At 61.7% G+C, this 13,692-nt stretch carries 19 protein-coding genes; 15 read left to right on the forward strand and 4 right to left on the reverse strand.

The genetic code is table 11. From position 1 onward, the window contains the following. The 6 genes from AC07YZ_RS20890 to AC07YZ_RS20915 form a co-directional block, all read left to right on the forward strand. The coding region (locus AC07YZ_RS20890) for a hypothetical protein (RefSeq protein WP_494796179.1) at positions 1-970 on the forward strand (970 nt) is incomplete at its 5' end. 102 nt (positions 971-1,072) lie between these two features. After that, positions 1,073-1,570 carry a hypothetical protein gene (locus tag AC07YZ_RS20895; RefSeq protein WP_494796180.1) on the forward strand — a complete coding sequence of 166 codons (498 nt, stop codon included), beginning with the start codon at positions 1,073-1,075 and terminating at the stop codon, positions 1,568-1,570. 11 nt (positions 1,571-1,581) lie between these two features. Next, entirely contained in the window at positions 1,582-2,040 is a 459-nt protein-coding gene (locus tag AC07YZ_RS20900; RefSeq protein ID WP_494796181.1) for a DUF7665 family protein, read from the forward strand. Further along, positions 1,997-2,512, forward strand: coding sequence for a hypothetical protein (locus tag AC07YZ_RS20905; RefSeq protein WP_494796182.1), 516 nt, complete (start codon positions 1,997-1,999; stop codon positions 2,510-2,512). The genes AC07YZ_RS20900 and AC07YZ_RS20905 overlap by 44 nt, the downstream gene beginning before the upstream one ends. Then, complete coding sequence (locus tag AC07YZ_RS20910; RefSeq protein ID WP_494796183.1) at positions 2,509-3,903, forward strand: ubiquitin-activating E1 family protein; 1,395 nt, start codon at positions 2,509-2,511, stop codon at positions 3,901-3,903. The genes AC07YZ_RS20905 and AC07YZ_RS20910 overlap by 4 nt, the downstream gene beginning before the upstream one ends. A gap of 47 nt (positions 3,904-3,950) precedes the next feature. Next, positions 3,951-4,301 carry a hypothetical protein gene (locus AC07YZ_RS20915; protein WP_494796184.1) on the forward strand — a complete coding sequence of 117 codons (351 nt, stop codon included), beginning with the start codon at positions 3,951-3,953 and terminating at the stop codon, positions 4,299-4,301. Between the two features lie 373 nt (positions 4,302-4,674). Here AC07YZ_RS20915 and AC07YZ_RS20920 read toward each other — a convergent pair whose 3' ends face one another. Beyond that, entirely contained in the window at positions 4,675-4,935 is a 261-nt protein-coding gene (locus AC07YZ_RS20920) for an AbrB/MazE/SpoVT family DNA-binding domain-containing protein (protein ID WP_494796185.1), read from the reverse strand. Between the two features lie 561 nt (positions 4,936-5,496). Further along, positions 5,497-6,174 carry an SOS response-associated peptidase gene (locus tag AC07YZ_RS20925; protein ID WP_494796186.1) on the reverse strand — a complete coding sequence of 226 codons (678 nt, stop codon included), beginning with the start codon at positions 6,172-6,174 and terminating at the stop codon, positions 5,497-5,499. A 270-nt stretch (positions 6,175-6,444) separates the two neighbouring features. Between AC07YZ_RS20925 and AC07YZ_RS20930 the strand changes: the two genes are divergently transcribed. Both AC07YZ_RS20930 and AC07YZ_RS20935 read left to right on the forward strand, forming a co-directional pair. Beyond that, positions 6,445-7,032: a thermonuclease family protein gene (locus AC07YZ_RS20930; RefSeq protein WP_494796187.1), complete on the forward strand. Its 588-nt coding sequence runs from the start codon at positions 6,445-6,447 to the stop codon at positions 7,030-7,032. A gap of 449 nt (positions 7,033-7,481) precedes the next feature. Beyond that, the gene (locus tag AC07YZ_RS20935; protein ID WP_494796188.1) at positions 7,482-7,850 is read left to right on the forward strand and encodes a hypothetical protein; all 369 of its coding nucleotides are present in this window, start codon (positions 7,482-7,484) and stop codon (positions 7,848-7,850) included. Positions 7,851-7,956: 106 nt separating this feature from the next. On the opposite strand, the gene AC07YZ_RS20940 is transcribed toward AC07YZ_RS20935, so the two are convergent. Further along, positions 7,957-8,277 carry a helix-turn-helix domain-containing protein gene (locus AC07YZ_RS20940; protein ID WP_494796189.1) on the reverse strand — a complete coding sequence of 107 codons (321 nt, stop codon included), beginning with the start codon at positions 8,275-8,277 and terminating at the stop codon, positions 7,957-7,959. 207 nt (positions 8,278-8,484) lie between these two features. Here AC07YZ_RS20940 and AC07YZ_RS20945 point away from each other — a divergent pair, with 207 nt between their 5' ends. Further along, on the forward strand, positions 8,485-8,778 hold the full coding sequence (locus tag AC07YZ_RS20945) for a hypothetical protein (RefSeq protein WP_494796190.1): 294 nt from the start codon (positions 8,485-8,487) through the stop codon (positions 8,776-8,778). A gap of 6 nt (positions 8,779-8,784) precedes the next feature. After that, complete coding sequence (locus AC07YZ_RS20950; protein ID WP_494796191.1) at positions 8,785-9,246, forward strand: hypothetical protein; 462 nt, start codon at positions 8,785-8,787, stop codon at positions 9,244-9,246. 59 nt (positions 9,247-9,305) lie between these two features. On the opposite strand, the gene AC07YZ_RS20955 is transcribed toward AC07YZ_RS20950, so the two are convergent. Beyond that, positions 9,306-9,539: a hypothetical protein gene (locus AC07YZ_RS20955; protein ID WP_494796192.1), complete on the reverse strand. Its 234-nt coding sequence runs from the start codon at positions 9,537-9,539 to the stop codon at positions 9,306-9,308. Positions 9,540-9,860: 321 nt separating this feature from the next. On the opposite strand from AC07YZ_RS20955, the gene AC07YZ_RS20960 reads away from it, so the two are divergent. Genes AC07YZ_RS20960 through AC07YZ_RS20980 form a run of 5 tightly spaced genes read left to right on the forward strand, consistent with a single transcriptional unit; the run spans position 9,861 to position 13,557 of the window. Then, positions 9,861-11,219 carry an AAA family ATPase gene (locus AC07YZ_RS20960; protein ID WP_494796193.1) on the forward strand — a complete coding sequence of 453 codons (1,359 nt, stop codon included), beginning with the start codon at positions 9,861-9,863 and terminating at the stop codon, positions 11,217-11,219. 13 nt (positions 11,220-11,232) lie between these two features. Then, complete coding sequence (locus tag AC07YZ_RS20965) at positions 11,233-11,709, forward strand: HAD domain-containing protein (protein WP_494796194.1); 477 nt, start codon at positions 11,233-11,235, stop codon at positions 11,707-11,709. Beyond that, the gene (locus AC07YZ_RS20970) at positions 11,706-12,503 is read left to right on the forward strand and encodes a metallophosphoesterase family protein (protein ID WP_494796195.1); all 798 of its coding nucleotides are present in this window, start codon (positions 11,706-11,708) and stop codon (positions 12,501-12,503) included. The genes AC07YZ_RS20965 and AC07YZ_RS20970 overlap by 4 nt, the downstream gene beginning before the upstream one ends. Beyond that, the gene (locus tag AC07YZ_RS20975; protein WP_494796196.1) at positions 12,500-12,763 is read left to right on the forward strand and encodes a BPSL0761 family protein; all 264 of its coding nucleotides are present in this window, start codon (positions 12,500-12,502) and stop codon (positions 12,761-12,763) included. Before AC07YZ_RS20970 ends, AC07YZ_RS20975 begins: the two co-directional genes overlap by 4 nt. After that, positions 12,760-13,557 carry a metallophosphoesterase gene (locus AC07YZ_RS20980; RefSeq protein WP_494796197.1) on the forward strand — a complete coding sequence of 266 codons (798 nt, stop codon included), beginning with the start codon at positions 12,760-12,762 and terminating at the stop codon, positions 13,555-13,557. Before AC07YZ_RS20975 ends, AC07YZ_RS20980 begins: the two co-directional genes overlap by 4 nt. The last annotated feature ends 135 nt before the right edge of the window (positions 13,558-13,692 follow it).

The raw sequence follows: 13,692 nt of genomic DNA on the forward strand, positions 1-13,692 counted from the left end.
AGGCGCGCCAATCGCCCATCAAGGGCACGGCGTTACGTTGCGAATAGGACGGGTCCGGGAATACGGGGGCAAGATCAGTGAGAACTTCGAGGAAGAGACTGAAGCCTCGAACAAGCTGTACGTCGCGCTTTCCAGGGCACGCGAGCACCTTGTCTTGTACGAGAGCCAGGGGGCGTACAAGGCGCAATGCGTGAACGCGATTACCCACGCCGCCCATCTGCTTCAGCCTGTTCAAGGCTTCGTGACGGTGCCCAAAGCGGCAAAACCCCAAGCCAAGGGCACGCCAGGCCATGCGGCCGGTCGGTGCGAGTTCCCCGGTTTCATGACCTACATGGTCTGCCCAAGGCGCTACTACTACGACTTCGTCAAGAACCTCAAGCCAGCATCGGGCCTCCACCCTGCGGCTTTGATTGAGGGCGCGGTGATGCGCGAGCTCTTTGTTCCCTACGGCGCCGACCCGTCAGTCGTTGCAAATGATGTCGCCATCACGTTGGCATCGCTTGGGAACGCCTTCAAGGACTCACTACCTCACCTGCGGACCTATGCAGACGGTCTTCTATCTGCAGGCCGCAGCCTGATACGCGGGCAGCGCGCTCCCATGGCCAAGCCCTTCCAGGTCACGTGCGCGGGGCTGCTAATCAACGTGACGGCGCACAAGATCTCGAGTTCCGGCGACACGTACACGATTGACTTCGTGCGCACGAAGCCGGCGGGCAAGCTCGGCCGGCAAAGGTCTTCAATCCGTTGGATGCTGAAGTACCTAGCCGCAGAGAACAAGAACCTCTCGTTCTTGGCGCGCATCCACGTCCTCAGCACCGGAGAGGTAGAAACCCTCGGGCCGGACAGTCCCACATGGAACAACAAGTTCGCCATGGCGGCGGCCGAGGGCCTGCTGGCCGGCAACTTTGAAGCCAAGTCCAATCCTTGGGAGTGCCCAAAATGCAGGCATTTCTTGCATTGCCCGGCCTAACCCAGCCTCGTCGCGCACTTCCGATTTCAAGGACTTCCTGCGACTTACCCAGCATGAGCAGCGCATCCCGCGCAGCTCGCCTAGCTGGAAAAGGAAGCAGAAATGCCCACCCGCATTTACATCCAGTCGGAGTTCTTCTCTGACATCAAGTTCGTCGAAGTCAACGACGAGGCCACCGTCGCCGAGCTGAAGCACGCCGCCCTGGCGCTGCTCCCGCCCGGCACCGACGCGTCCGACCTGACACTCTCGGTCGAGGACGATGACGACGACGTCCACGGCAATGCCACCCACGTCAAGCACCTTAAGAAGGAGCACGGCGTGCGCGTCCACCTGCACCGCTGCAAGCAGGTGGAAGTGAAGGTGGGTTTCGGCGCCGAGGTCGTGCACCGCAAGTTCCGCCCGGCGACCACCGTCGGCCGCGTGCGCCTGTGGGCCGGTGAGAAGCTGGGCATGGCGCCCGGCGACATCGCCGAGCACGTCCTACAGATTGCTGGCACCACCGAGCAGCCCGACGTCGACGTCCACATTGGCACTCTGACGAAGTGCCCGCAGTGCGAGGTCACTTTCGACCTAGTGCCCGCGCACCGCATCAACGGCTAAGGGGTCGAGGTATGGCACCGGACGAGCAATCGCTCCGTGCCGACCTCGTGTCGGCACGCTTTCTCTCGGGCGAGGACCGCAACCGCTGGCAGTTCAAGAAGCTGGAGTGGCCCTTCGTCTACATCAACGTCATCGCCCGCGACCGGCGCGAATACACGCTGCGCCTGGACTGCAGGTGCTTCCCGACGACGCCGCCCACAGGCACGTTTTGGGACCTGTCGACGAACAGCAAGCTGACGTTTGACAAGTGGCCGCAAGGCGGCGAACGCCTGCAGCTGGCCTTCAAGCCCGGCTGGAAGAACGGCGATGCGCTCTACATCCCCTGCGACCGCGAAAGCATCGCCGGCCACGACTGCTGGCTCGCCCAGTACCCCCAGCTCATCTGGAAGCCCGCCAAGGGCATCACCCACTATCTGGAGGTGGTTCATGACCTTCTTCAAAGTCGCGACTACGCCTGCGCCCCTGCTTGAGGTGCCGGCTACGCTCTGGGTGGAGCTGACGGCACACCTGCGCGCGCAAGGCGCTGGCGTTCGAGAAAGCGGCGCCTTCCTACTCGGGAACAAGACCGACGCCGGCTGCGTCGTGTTGCGGTTCGTGCCCTACGAGCAGCTGCAAGCCGACGCCTTCAGCCACGACTACGTGTCTTTGAGGGCCGACAGCTTTTCCAAGCTCTGGGAAGTCTGTCGGACCGCCGGCATGACCGTCGTGGCCGACGTGCACACGCACCCCTTCGGCCCGGGCCAGAGCCGCTCTGACCGCACCAACCCTATGGTCGCCTTGAAGGGGCACATCGCGCTAATCGTACCGCGCTTCGCCAAGGGCAACCCGCGCCCGCGCGACCTCGGCCTTTACGTCTACCAAGGCAACCATCAGTGGGCGTCGCACTCGGGTTCCGATGTCGACCGCCTCCTGCGACTTACAGATGTTGGAGTTGTTCAATGACCGGATTCACCGCTGACACCATGCACCGGCTGGCCAAGATGGCCCTGGACGCTGGCGAGGTCGCCTCCCCCGAGGAGGCCGTGGCCCTGTTCTCGCGCTACCGGCTGCGCATCCACGTCGGCCACGGCTGGGCCAGCACGCTGGCCGGCCAGGCCTGCTTCCTGACCGCGCTGAACACCGCCGTGCGGGCCTTCCTGGGCGGCGTCGAGGTGTACGGCGACCTGGCTGTTGCCCTGGACGTCCCGCTGTACCAAGGACGCAGCGCCCGTGAAGTCGCGCAGGAGCTCGGCGCAGCGGTGGCCAACAACGCCGCCAGCGAGCTACCGACCCTCGTGTTGGGCACCGCCCCCGAGGGCCCGTCGCCCGAGTTTTGCGTTCAGCTCAGCTGGGACCACTGGCGTTTCGAAATTGCGCCTGCCGGCAAGGCCAACCCGGCGTGCAACGACGACAACCCCCTGGCCGGCATCGGCGCCGCAGCGTTGGGTGTCAACGAGGCCTTCATGCATGTGCGGGGCGACCTTGCTGAGGCCGGCCACCGCAGCGTCGGAATGTCCCTGTGGAACCCGCTGGCTGTCGCAGACTGGCGCGCCGACACACATAAGGGCCCATCGCTCGCCTACCTGCCGAAGTCCTTGTGGCTTGTCGGCCTGGGCCACCTGGGCCAGGCCTACGCATGGACGCTGGGGATGCTGCCCTATCCGGTCGAGGGTCGACCGTATCTGGTGCTCCAGGACTTCGACAGGGGCGCTGAATCCAACCTCAGTACCTGTTTGCTGATGTCGGCCGCAGACCTGAAGAAGTACAAAGTCAGGACCGTGGCGACGCGGCTGGAGGCCGCGGGCTTCACCACCGCGCTGGTCGAGCGCCGCTTCGGCGCCGGGCATCGCGCCATGGCCGACGAGCCAACCACGGCCCTCTTCGGCGTCGACAACGTGGCCGCGCGCCGCGACCTCGACACCGCCGAATTCTCGATGGTCGTCGAGACCGGGCTGGGCAGCGGCTACCGAGATTTCCGGAACATCCGCCTGCACACGTTCCCCGGCCCGCGCCGGCCGTCGGAAATCTGGACCGCGGAATCCGCCGCGCAGCCGGCGGCAGAGCTGAACGACGCATACAAGAAGCTGGCCGAAGAGCGCAAGGACATCTGTGGAATGACGCTGCTGGCCTCGCGCGCGGTCGCCACGCCGTTCGTCGGTGCGTTGGCGGCCATCCTGGCCTTGGCCGAGGTGATACGCCCGCTACACGGTGGCCTGGTCCATGCCACCCTGGACGTGCAGATGAAGAGTCTCCGTCACCTCACGGGCGCAGCACCCATGGCGTACCAAGGGCTGCAGACTGCTTTCGTTCAAGCCGACAAGCGGCCGGCCGGCCAAGCGGGGGTGGGCGCATGAGCAGGCGCCGCTACCGCCGAGGTCGGCGAGGCGGGCTCTCTTCGACCGTGGACGACGCGGCGCACATTGCCGCGAAGTTCGGCCCCGTTGGAGCCCTATGGACCGGCGCGACTGGCTTCGCCGTCTTCTATGCAGCGCTCCCCGCTTGCATGTTAGCGTGGACCGCGGAGCGCAAGGCCAGCCTCAAGGGCCCAACCGCTGCGGCGCTCGCGAGCGTACTGGAGCAAGTCCTCTGGCAACGCTTCATCTCCCCGTGCCAGTGGGCCGGCGTCGCCATCCTGCTGGTGTGCGTGGCCATCGCCATCTGGAAGCATCTTGACCGGGGCGACCTCGATAGCGCCGACGTGACCTTCATCAGCGCTGCGTCGAAGCTTGTCAGCCGCTTGATTGGACATTGAACGGGTCAGGGCCCGATAACGGATTCGGCTGTGTTCATTGCGGCTCCATGCGCCGTATTTTTCCACTTGCATGCTGGGCACGTGCTCGCCAGTGCAGCCTGGCGCCTGCAGCGTTTAATGACCGGTTTTGGTGAATTCTGCCGCTCAGGCATCCGCACGCGAATGACTCAGATCAGCCTTGGGACCTTCGAAGGTACGCGCGGCCATCCCACCCTTGAGGGCTTGGGTGTAAGCGGCTTGAATGCCCGCGTTGCGCATGTGTCACGCAGTTCCGACTCCAGGCGTGCAACCTGGTGGGCGCGCTCATCCTGGTACGCTGGGCGGGCAGGCTCGAACTGAAAATGTTCGGCCCGGCACCCAAAAAAAAGCTGCCTTACGAATTGCCCTTGGCGAACGCCTCCACGCCCATGGCATCGCCAGTCATCTCCTCACCACCATGCTTCCTCGGATCGAAGGCCTGCAGCATCTGTTCCAGAGTCGGCTCGGCTTCCGCCTCAATCACGATGCAGCCGGGTTTGACGGAGATACGAATCGGGGATCCTTCGGCGACACCTGCGGTCTTTGCCTGGGGCATAGTGAGCCGGATCGCCAAGCCGTCGCCCCAGGCACTGATATGGCTGACGGTAGTCCTCATGAAAACCCCTTTCTGTTGGCATGAGTATGTGAACACACCCGCACCGGGGTGTACCGAAATCATGACGAGTGTGCATGGCACGTGAATTGAAGCCAGCTATGCCATGGTCCAAAAGTGCTTGACCGAATCCCGCATACCCCTTTGGGGCGGTCAAAGGCTTGCGACTCAACAACCGCCGTAGTTCTTTTTTCCACTCTTGGTGATCGTATAGGTACCTCCACGAGGTCCAACATGGCACGTGGGACCGCCGGCAGGGTTGTACCCATTGCTTCTCGTTGGTGCCGCGGGCGCCGCTGTCACCGGTGAAGCAAGAAATGAAGGTGCAGGAGCTGGAACGGCTCGCTCTGAGCCTGAACGATCAGAGGGACGTTGATCGGCAACCCGCAGGCACTCAATGCGTTTGGAGGCTGGTTCGAGCATGCTGCACGCCTCCATCAAGAGGGGAGGAACCTCCGCTGCCGCAATGTCCATTCCAATCACCAGTACGGCCAACCATGCGTGCTTCATTGCGTGCCGCCTCTTCGATTTTTCAACGCGGGATACACCGCGGCCGTGCTGCGTTTATGGCGTGGATCTCACCTGAGGTTCGGGGTGTTCACCGACTTCGCGCATGCCCTCTGCGGGGAATGGCACCAGGAACTCATGGCTCTTGTCAGCCGACGCCGTCAGCCAAGCATCATGCTCCGCGTCAGGCAGGATGACCAGCATGCGTTTTTCATCCGCCGCTTTGTGGAACTGATTCATGAACGGATGGGAGTCCGCATTGACGGTCAATATGGCGTAGCTGTGGACCGACTCTCCTTTGGGTGACTTCCATGTGGACCACAAGCCAGCCAGGCCCATCGGTCTTGCGTCAACCCTCTCGATCCGCGCGAAGGTCTTCCTACCACTGCGCCAGTCGGGTTCGTAGATCGCCCGGGCAGGGAGGATGCAGTGCTGAGCGTTTTTCCAGGCGTCCCGAAAACCAGGCTTGGTCGCCACGGTCTCTGCGCGCGCGAGATAGGTATTGCGGCTGATGGTCAGATCGGCGGCCCAGTGGGGCACCAGTCCGAACAGACCGACAACGGCCTCACGCTCGGTGGCCAAGCCTGGACCGCGAAGCTGTTGAACGGGGCGCCGAATCATCAGGCCAGAACTGCCCGGCCAGAGATCCACCTTGCCCGGCTGAGGCGGCGGCGCTGCTTGAAAGACCTCCCTCAAGGTCTCGGGGTCGGTGACCCCTTCGTAGTGAACTCCCATCAATCCATCCTAGCTGCAAAACCCAGGTTCGCTGTTTGACAAGTACCCAATGAAGGCGACCGAAGGATCGTTCTGTGTGTTTTTTCGGACACGGGAAGCCACACACCCCTACCTCACCAACCGCGGCCGTGGTTGCTCCAAATGGGAGGGACTGCAACCGCCCCGATCCGAGCAACGAGATCAGAATCGCCTAGTGGTTCGTGACCTGCGAGCTTTGCTATGCTTTCGGCCGCGAACAAACAAGGGATGGGACAGGGAGATATGGCAAACATGAAAGCACTGAGCAGGAGCGTGACCATGCAGGCCATGCGACGCGTCCTTTGCACGGGCCTGGCCAGCGGTGTCCTCTTTGTCTCCAGTGCCTGGAGCGAAACCATCCACGGCAAGGTCGTCGCGATCGCGGACGGAGACACCATCACCGTGCTCGACGCACAACGGGTTCAACACAAAATCCGGCTTGCCGGCATCGACGCCCCGGAGAAGAAACAGGCCTTTGGCCAACGGGCCAAGGAACACATTGCCGCACTCGTCTTCAGCCGCCGTGTGGACGTGGATGCCGAGAAGAAGGACCGATACGGGCGCACCGTCGGCAAGGTGATGGTGGACGGCCAGGATGTCAACCTGGCCATGGTGGTTGCAGGGTTCGCCTGGCACTACAAGCAATACGGGAGCGAGCAGTCGGCGTCAGATCGACTCCTCTACAGCCGCGCCGAAGAAGACGCCCGGCAGGCAAGACGAGGCCTGTGGCGGGACACGGATCCGATGGCCCCCTGGGATTGGCGCAAGGCCAGTCGAGAAGAGAAGCTTTTGAACGGCGCGAAGCCGTACGAATCGGCCGCAGCAAACAGCGAGCGTTGAATCGCGGCCACCAGTGGTGAGCTGACGCCGGGCCACCTGGCGCTCCACTCAAAAAAAGAACCCGGCACGGGGGCCGGGCAACCGACACCGCTGTCACGCGGCGTCGTGGGGAGGGGGATCGGTCGCTGAGAACCGACCCCATTTCATTGTACGTGGGCGTCTCGGTTCCAGCTCCTTGTAGAGCTGGCCCAGGATGGATAGGCCTTGTGCACTCGATGGATCGTGGGTATCACGACAAATGGTGCGAAAAGTCCAGGTTTCTTCGATGTGCCGCTTTTAAAATCAACAATCTAGCAGCAACCCGGTCAGAGATCGTGCCCAGGGAATGGTGCAGAAGTTCCCGGTTATGAGGACGTGCCAGATTCTTGTTGACGACCAATTCTCAGCAAACAAGGCCATGTGCCGGGAGCGCCTCATCACGCTCCTGACGGCACCCGACTTCAGCATCCATGATCATCAAATCCACAGTCAACATCCGCCCATTTGTGCTCGTCGAGCACGTTGGGTTTCGCTATCTGGCGGTCATCCAGAACGGAACCCAAATTGGGGCATTGGCTCAGACGCCCGAGGGGCGATATGTGCAGGTCAACGGTGCAGTGGTTCAGCCACTGAATACGTTCAAGGTGCTCCGTGCGCTGAGGCAAGAGTTCCCCCGCAAAAACTGGAGTCGTAACCCATCGCTGCCCGTCGCTGCGCCAGTGGTGGGTGCCCCGCCTCAGGCGCTTGATGCCGAACACCAGATCGAACGTCCTGTCACCGCGCCTGTGGTGAGCGTCCGGCGTCGCCGCCGTGTCCCCGTTGAGGCCCTGCAGGGGTGATTGGCGATGCTCCAAACAGTTGGCGCAGCGGGTAGAGCGGTGCAAGAACGTCCCGGTTTCATGACCGCAGACCAGTGGTCTGGCGTTTGATAGATAGCGTCAAACGCTAGGGTTTGACGCCAGCTTTCGTGGCCTGGCCCATGAGCTCATGCGCCTGCTGGGCCGCATGTTGCAGGGCGGCCTGAACGGCTTCCGGGGTGGGCACATCGGCGTACGCCATGGCCAGGATGACCAATGGATGCAGCTCCATCACTTGAGCCAACTGATCAACCTTGCTCAAGGTTGGGACCTTCAAACCCCGTTCCAGCGCGCTGATGTATGTCCTGCTGGAGCAGTCATCGAAGTCTTCCTGGCTGTGCCCGGTCAGCGCGCGCGCTTGTCTGAGCGCAAGCGCAAAACGGTGCTCCGATCGAGGCCTTTTGGACATGCCTCGATTGGGTAATTTGGAGTCCTATAAAGCTACAACCTATAGGATTCATTTGATGGCATACTAAAAGCTCGGATTCAACAAGTCGGCAGCTGAAACCTCATATGCGGATGAGGGTGCGCTGGTCCAACTGATGACGTCCCATGGAGGAAAACACATGTTCAGTTTTCGCGACCTGACCGTGGTTTGGGGGTTGCCTGTATTCCAGTGCTTGGTCTGCTCTTTGGTGCCTTCATCGGCATTGCCTGGTTGCGGGCGTTCCTGACCATGAGAAATTGGCGGGCGTTCCCGCTTGCGCTGACCGTCGCGGTCATCTACTTCGTGCTCAACGTCGCGGTGTTGGCGCCAGTTCTCGGGGAGTTCATGGCCGCCAAGTGGGCGTTGGCGTTCCTGTTCACGGCCTGGGGACTTTCGGTTGTTGGCCAGCGGATTGATCAGGCGCAGGCTGCGGCGATCGATGACGCTACCGAGGCGAGAAAGCTCGATCGCTTGAAAGGGTGAGACACCTTGTCTGCAATGCTTCAGTTTGAAGGCATGTTGATGGACCATCAGGTCCATCTGGCGAATCGCAACGCCCAGGAGTGGGAGGCCTATGCGCGGGAACTGGAGCGCCAACTGGAAGACAGCGTTGGGTCAATCGCCGCAAACCTTGGGATTCGGTACGCGCTGATAGAACAGCTCCGAAGGGTCGACCCAAAGAATCCGTTGCTGGTTGATGAACCGCTTCGAAACCGCTTGATTGAGGCTGCAGAACGAGCCTTCTTCCTTGAGGGCAAGAATTTCGATGCAGCTCGACAGGTTGGGCGCAGTTTTGACATACCTGGGCGTCCCACAAGTTCGGTGGATGCAGTTCACCAATCAAGAATGATCGAGAAGCTACGCGAGAAGGTGCCAGGACATCCTTTGCTAGTGGCCCTCGAGCGCGCCGATTTCACCTTCTTGATCAAAGTTGCACTGATGGAGTACTGACTCGACTCGGTACGCGGTACTCGGCCGACACTGTTCTGATCAACAAGGCGATCACGAGCTCACCCGCCGATGTCCTCAACCGTCAGGCCATGGTGATCCATCAAGGCTTTGATCTCCTCGATCACCCGCTGACGTTGGGCAGCCGTTTGGGCCTGCGTATCGTGTTCGGATTCCAGGAACAAGTGATTCAGGCCGCGCATGAGTTCCTGGTACCGCTGCTCTCCCATGGCCTCGCTCGGCCGAGCGCGAGACGGCTCGATCCTGCTGCGGTCACGGGGCTTCTGAGAATTCATCTGTATGTGGCTCTTGCGGCGGGTCCGGGTGCCTCGAAACACCCTTTGCGAATTGCCGATATCGTTTATTTTCTACACAACACCCAGACGATCAAGCGCTTGCGGCAAAGGCCCTTCTGTTCCATGATTCCGTCCATGTCGCAGCGCCGTTCACCGATCTCCACCGGCTCCATCCGATGCATAGGCACCGGGTGGGCTGCGCACGTGCGACTGCGTCGATAGCGGTCTCACCTTCGGCCCACCCTTGTCGTTTCACCCCGTGAATCAACAAGGAGCCAGGTCAAGGCACACCACCGCCCAGGCTCCGCACCGGAGCCCTCAATGGCATTTCTCCTTCCTACAAGTCCAGGCTTTGTTGACACAGATATCCCCTGTGGTTACACCCTTCGTCCGATTCAAGTGATTGACAAGGACAGGCTGAAAAAAATTGGCTTGATCCTGCCCGACAACGACGACATTGATCAGTGGTTGCTGCAACACGCTGAGCGCGTCAAAACCCAGGCCGCCCAGTGTGTCCTGGCAGAGCAGGAGCGTCTCTCGACCCAGAAGCCGGCGGGCGAGGCCCGTGCCTTGTCACGGTCAACCCCAACGTCCACCTCCAGCCAGACGACCTCATCAAGTCCTGCCATTCGCGAAGCGCGTGTGGCGCTCAAGAGGGAATACGATGATGTTTCCTCGTGCCTATCGCAGCTTGAACAAAGTGGCGTTGCCCAGGTTCAGGTGTATGCATGGGACGAACCGCTCAAGCTCCTGGGCCAGGATGTTCCGTTAACGTCCGACCGGCACCTTTCCGCACGCGATAAAGACCTGTACGAACGCCTCAAGGACCTGGGCGCCTTCCGGACACTGCGCCATCACGACACCTACGCGGCCACGCTGGATGCCCTTGGCGAGCTGGGCTTGCAGCAGCCACATTTCGCAGAGGTGATCGATTTCGTCAAGGCCAGGATCGTGCTCGCGCGCGAACTTGCAACCCCCCTGGCTCTGCCGCCCATCTTGCTGGTCGGGCCACCAGGGGTTGGCAAGACCCATTTCACGCTGGCACTGGCCAAGGCCATGGAGCGCCCCGTCGAGCGCCACAGTTTCGACGCGGACTACACGGGCAGCGCCCTCATGGGTTCGGATCGACATTGGAGCAATACAAAAACCGGGCGGGTGTTCAACGCCATTTGTCTGGGCGAGAGTGCCGATCCCATCATCTTGCTCGACGAGCTGGACAAGGCCGATGCCGTGAGCAGGAGCAATGCACTGGGGCCATTGCACAGCCTGCTTGAACCGTTGACCGCTCGCGATGTCGTCGACATCTCGGCCGGTATCCGCTTTGACGCCAGCCATGTGTTCTGGATCGCCACCGCAAACGAACTGCGACACATCCCCGAACCGATTCGGTCTCGGTTCCGGATCTTCAACCTGCAGGCACCGAAGGCGGGGCAGGCACTCGATCTGGCACGGGCTGTGGTTGAGGCCGTGCACAAGCGGTTCCCGTCCTTTGAGGTGCCGCTGCGGCACCTGGCCACGCTGGTGGCTCACCTGACACCCAGAGAGCAGATCCAGGCGCTGGAACAGGCGTTTGCCGCGGCCGCGACCAACGGGCGCAGACACCTGCTGTGCCAGGACCTGCCGGCCGACGTGTTGCAGGATCTGGGAGATGACCTTGTCAACACGCCGTTTCTCCACTGAGGTGGGGACCTCTATGAACACCGAAACTGCGCCCATCCTGTTTCTGGATTTTGATGGTGTCACGCACCCGCAAGTGTGCGAAGACGCTTCCCTGTTCCAGTCACTGCCCCTGATCGAAGCGGTTCTGCGATCTCACCCGGACGTGCTGGTGGTCCTCAGCACGTCCTGGCGAGAAATCCATTCGATGGAAGAGCTGCGAGAGCGGTTTTCCAGCGACATCGCATCGCGAGTTGTCGGGGGCACGCCGGTGATCAACTTCTACGAGCGCATCTGGTACCCGGTGCCGCTGAGCGAATGGCCAAGGCAGAGAGAGATCGAGACCTGGCTCCACCAGAACAGGACCTTGACCCATCCCTGGATCGCCATCGATGACCGGCCATGGTGGTTCGAAACCGAGTGCCCGAACCTGCTGGTGACCGACCAGACCACCGGATTCACCGAATCTGATGCCGACAGGCTGGAGCACATGATTCTGGAGAGGTGCTCATGAACGCATGTCCCACCACGGGACGGTCCATGCAGGCCTTTGACCGGCAGCACGAGGTCACACTGCGCCGGCTCTGGTTTCTTGGCGATGTTCACGGTGGTTTTGCCCACATCGAAGCCGCGCTGCTCTTGGCGCGTCAACAGCAAGCCTCGCCAAACTGGCTGGTGTTTCTGGGCGACCTGGACATCGACCAGCGACCGCTGCGAGAGATCCTGGCGCACGCGCTGGCGTCGTCACCAGGTCTGCGAGTGGCGTTCATCCACGGCAACCACGATGCCGACACCTGCGCCCACTGGTCGTGTCTGCACGACTGCGGCGATGCCGTGGCATTGCACGGTCGTGTGGTGAACCTGGATGGCATCCGCGTCGCGGGTCTGGGTGGCCACTTCATGGGCAGGGTGTGGACACCACCGTCACCGCCGACCTTTCTGGACAAGGCCGGTGCGATGAAACGCGGTGCGCATGGCTGGCGCGATGGGCAGCGACCGAGTCCGAAGTTCAACGGCGCGATCTATCCCGACGATGTCGACGCCCTGGGGCAACAGCGCACGGACATTCTGGTCACCCACGAAGCACCGTCCTGTCACCCTCATGGTTGGGGGGCGCTGGATCAGCTGGCCAGGGACATGGGTGTGGTGCGGACTTTCCATGGTCACACACACGACGACCTGAGTGAGGCCTATGCCACGCAACGCGAGTGGCTGGGCTTTGATGCGCGGGCGGTGGACTTCCGGTGCATCAAGAACGGGCTGGGTGAGTTCGTGGATCACCAGCGATTCCATCTGAAAGGAGCATGAACATGACGATGCCAGATGAGCGGGCCCGTGCCCTTCGCTTTGCCGGCGAAATCCTGCGCGAGATGCGATCTCGACAAGACGTCCCCGAAGACCTCAAGCAGCAAGCGCGCGTGACGCTGCGCCATTACCCAGAACCGGCTGATCTGCTGCAGATGATCCAGGACGTGGATCGGATGCCACGGGAGTATCCGGACGCGCACTGGCTCGCACCCGAGGTGCGCACAACACTTGGTCGGCCAACGCCCGGGAGCAGCACATGAAGATCCTGGTCATGTCAGACCTGCACCTGGAGACCGATCCTTTGCCTTTTTTCAAAGCTGGCAGGCATCCGGGCGATGAAGCGGATGTGGTGATCCTGGCCGGTGACATTGATGAGGGAACGTTTGGCCTGCGCTGGGCCCGAACATCATTCCCAAAGCACGAGATCATCTATGTGGCCGGGAACCATGAGTACTACCTGGGCGTGATGGAGGAGGTACAGGCGGCCATGGTCAAGTGCGCGGGCGAGTTGGGCATCCATCTGCTGGAGAACAGCAGTGTGGAGTTCGGAGGGGTGCGTTTCCTCGGATGCACCTTGTGGACCGACTTCGAACTGATGGGAGCGCACCGGCGCCAGGAACTGATGGAACGTGCCGGCGTAGCCATGAACGACTACCGCCTCATCCGGCGATGGCGGGGTGAAGGCCCAATGGTCAAACAATCCAAGCTGCAACCCGATCAGACGCGCCAGATTCACCTCGACAGTGTCTACTGGCTGGAGCAGGCGCTTGGCGAAGGTTCGGTTGGCAATTCCGTGGTTGTGACCCACCACGCTCCGCATCCGAACTCGATTCCGGAGCGGTACAGGCAGAACATCCTCAGTGGGGCATTTGTTTCGGATTTGACCCGACTGATGGGGCGATCACGGTGGTGGGTCCACGGTCACATGCACGACTGCATGGACTATGAAGTCTGTGGGACCCGCATCGTTTGCAACCCGCGGGGGTACTTGCGGCGTGGGGTTCCGGAAAACGACCGCTTCAACCGGTCTGCGATCTTTGAAGTTGGGGATTGAGGCCGTTGAGCCACGAGGCTCGGCGCTCGGGGCTGCTTGCGGGAAAAGTCCCTGGCCGGCATCGCTGCGCCAAAGCAGGACATTGACTTGACCCATGTCCGCCTGAAAGCCGCGAAGCAGGCTTTCGAAGCGTGG

The sequence above is a fragment of the Hydrogenophaga sp. GW101-3F08 genome, from assembly GCF_059424585.1.

Bases quoted from the DNA above. Each gene is read 5' to 3' on its own strand.
- AC07YZ_RS20930 (WP_494796187.1), top strand. From the start codon at position 6,445: ATGAAAGCACTGAGCAGGAGCGTGACCATGCAGGCCATGCGACGCGTC.
- AC07YZ_RS20960 (WP_494796193.1), top strand. From the start codon at position 9,861: ATGGCATTTCTCCTTCCTACAAGTCCAGGCTTTGTTGACACAGATATC.
- AC07YZ_RS20925 (WP_494796186.1), bottom strand. From the start codon at position 6,174: ATGGGAGTTCACTACGAAGGGGTCACCGACCCCGAGACCTTGAGGGAG.
- AC07YZ_RS20980 (WP_494796197.1), top strand. From the start codon at position 12,760: ATGAAGATCCTGGTCATGTCAGACCTGCACCTGGAGACCGATCCTTTG.
- AC07YZ_RS20920 (WP_494796185.1), bottom strand. From the start codon at position 4,935: ATGAGGACTACCGTCAGCCATATCAGTGCCTGGGGCGACGGCTTGGCG.
- AC07YZ_RS20895 (WP_494796180.1), top strand. From the start codon at position 1,073: ATGCCCACCCGCATTTACATCCAGTCGGAGTTCTTCTCTGACATCAAG.
- AC07YZ_RS20900 (WP_494796181.1), top strand. From the start codon at position 1,582: ATGGCACCGGACGAGCAATCGCTCCGTGCCGACCTCGTGTCGGCACGC.
- AC07YZ_RS20905 (WP_494796182.1), top strand. From the start codon at position 1,997: ATGACCTTCTTCAAAGTCGCGACTACGCCTGCGCCCCTGCTTGAGGTG.
- AC07YZ_RS20975 (WP_494796196.1), top strand. From the start codon at position 12,500: ATGAACATGACGATGCCAGATGAGCGGGCCCGTGCCCTTCGCTTTGCC.
- AC07YZ_RS20965 (WP_494796194.1), top strand. From the start codon at position 11,233: ATGAACACCGAAACTGCGCCCATCCTGTTTCTGGATTTTGATGGTGTC.
- AC07YZ_RS20970 (WP_494796195.1), top strand. From the start codon at position 11,706: ATGAACGCATGTCCCACCACGGGACGGTCCATGCAGGCCTTTGACCGG.
- AC07YZ_RS20935 (WP_494796188.1), top strand. From the start codon at position 7,482: ATGATCATCAAATCCACAGTCAACATCCGCCCATTTGTGCTCGTCGAG.
- AC07YZ_RS20955 (WP_494796192.1), bottom strand. From the start codon at position 9,539: ATGAATTCTCAGAAGCCCCGTGACCGCAGCAGGATCGAGCCGTCTCGC.
- AC07YZ_RS20910 (WP_494796183.1), top strand. From the start codon at position 2,509: ATGACCGGATTCACCGCTGACACCATGCACCGGCTGGCCAAGATGGCC.
- AC07YZ_RS20940 (WP_494796189.1), bottom strand. From the start codon at position 8,277: ATGTCCAAAAGGCCTCGATCGGAGCACCGTTTTGCGCTTGCGCTCAGA.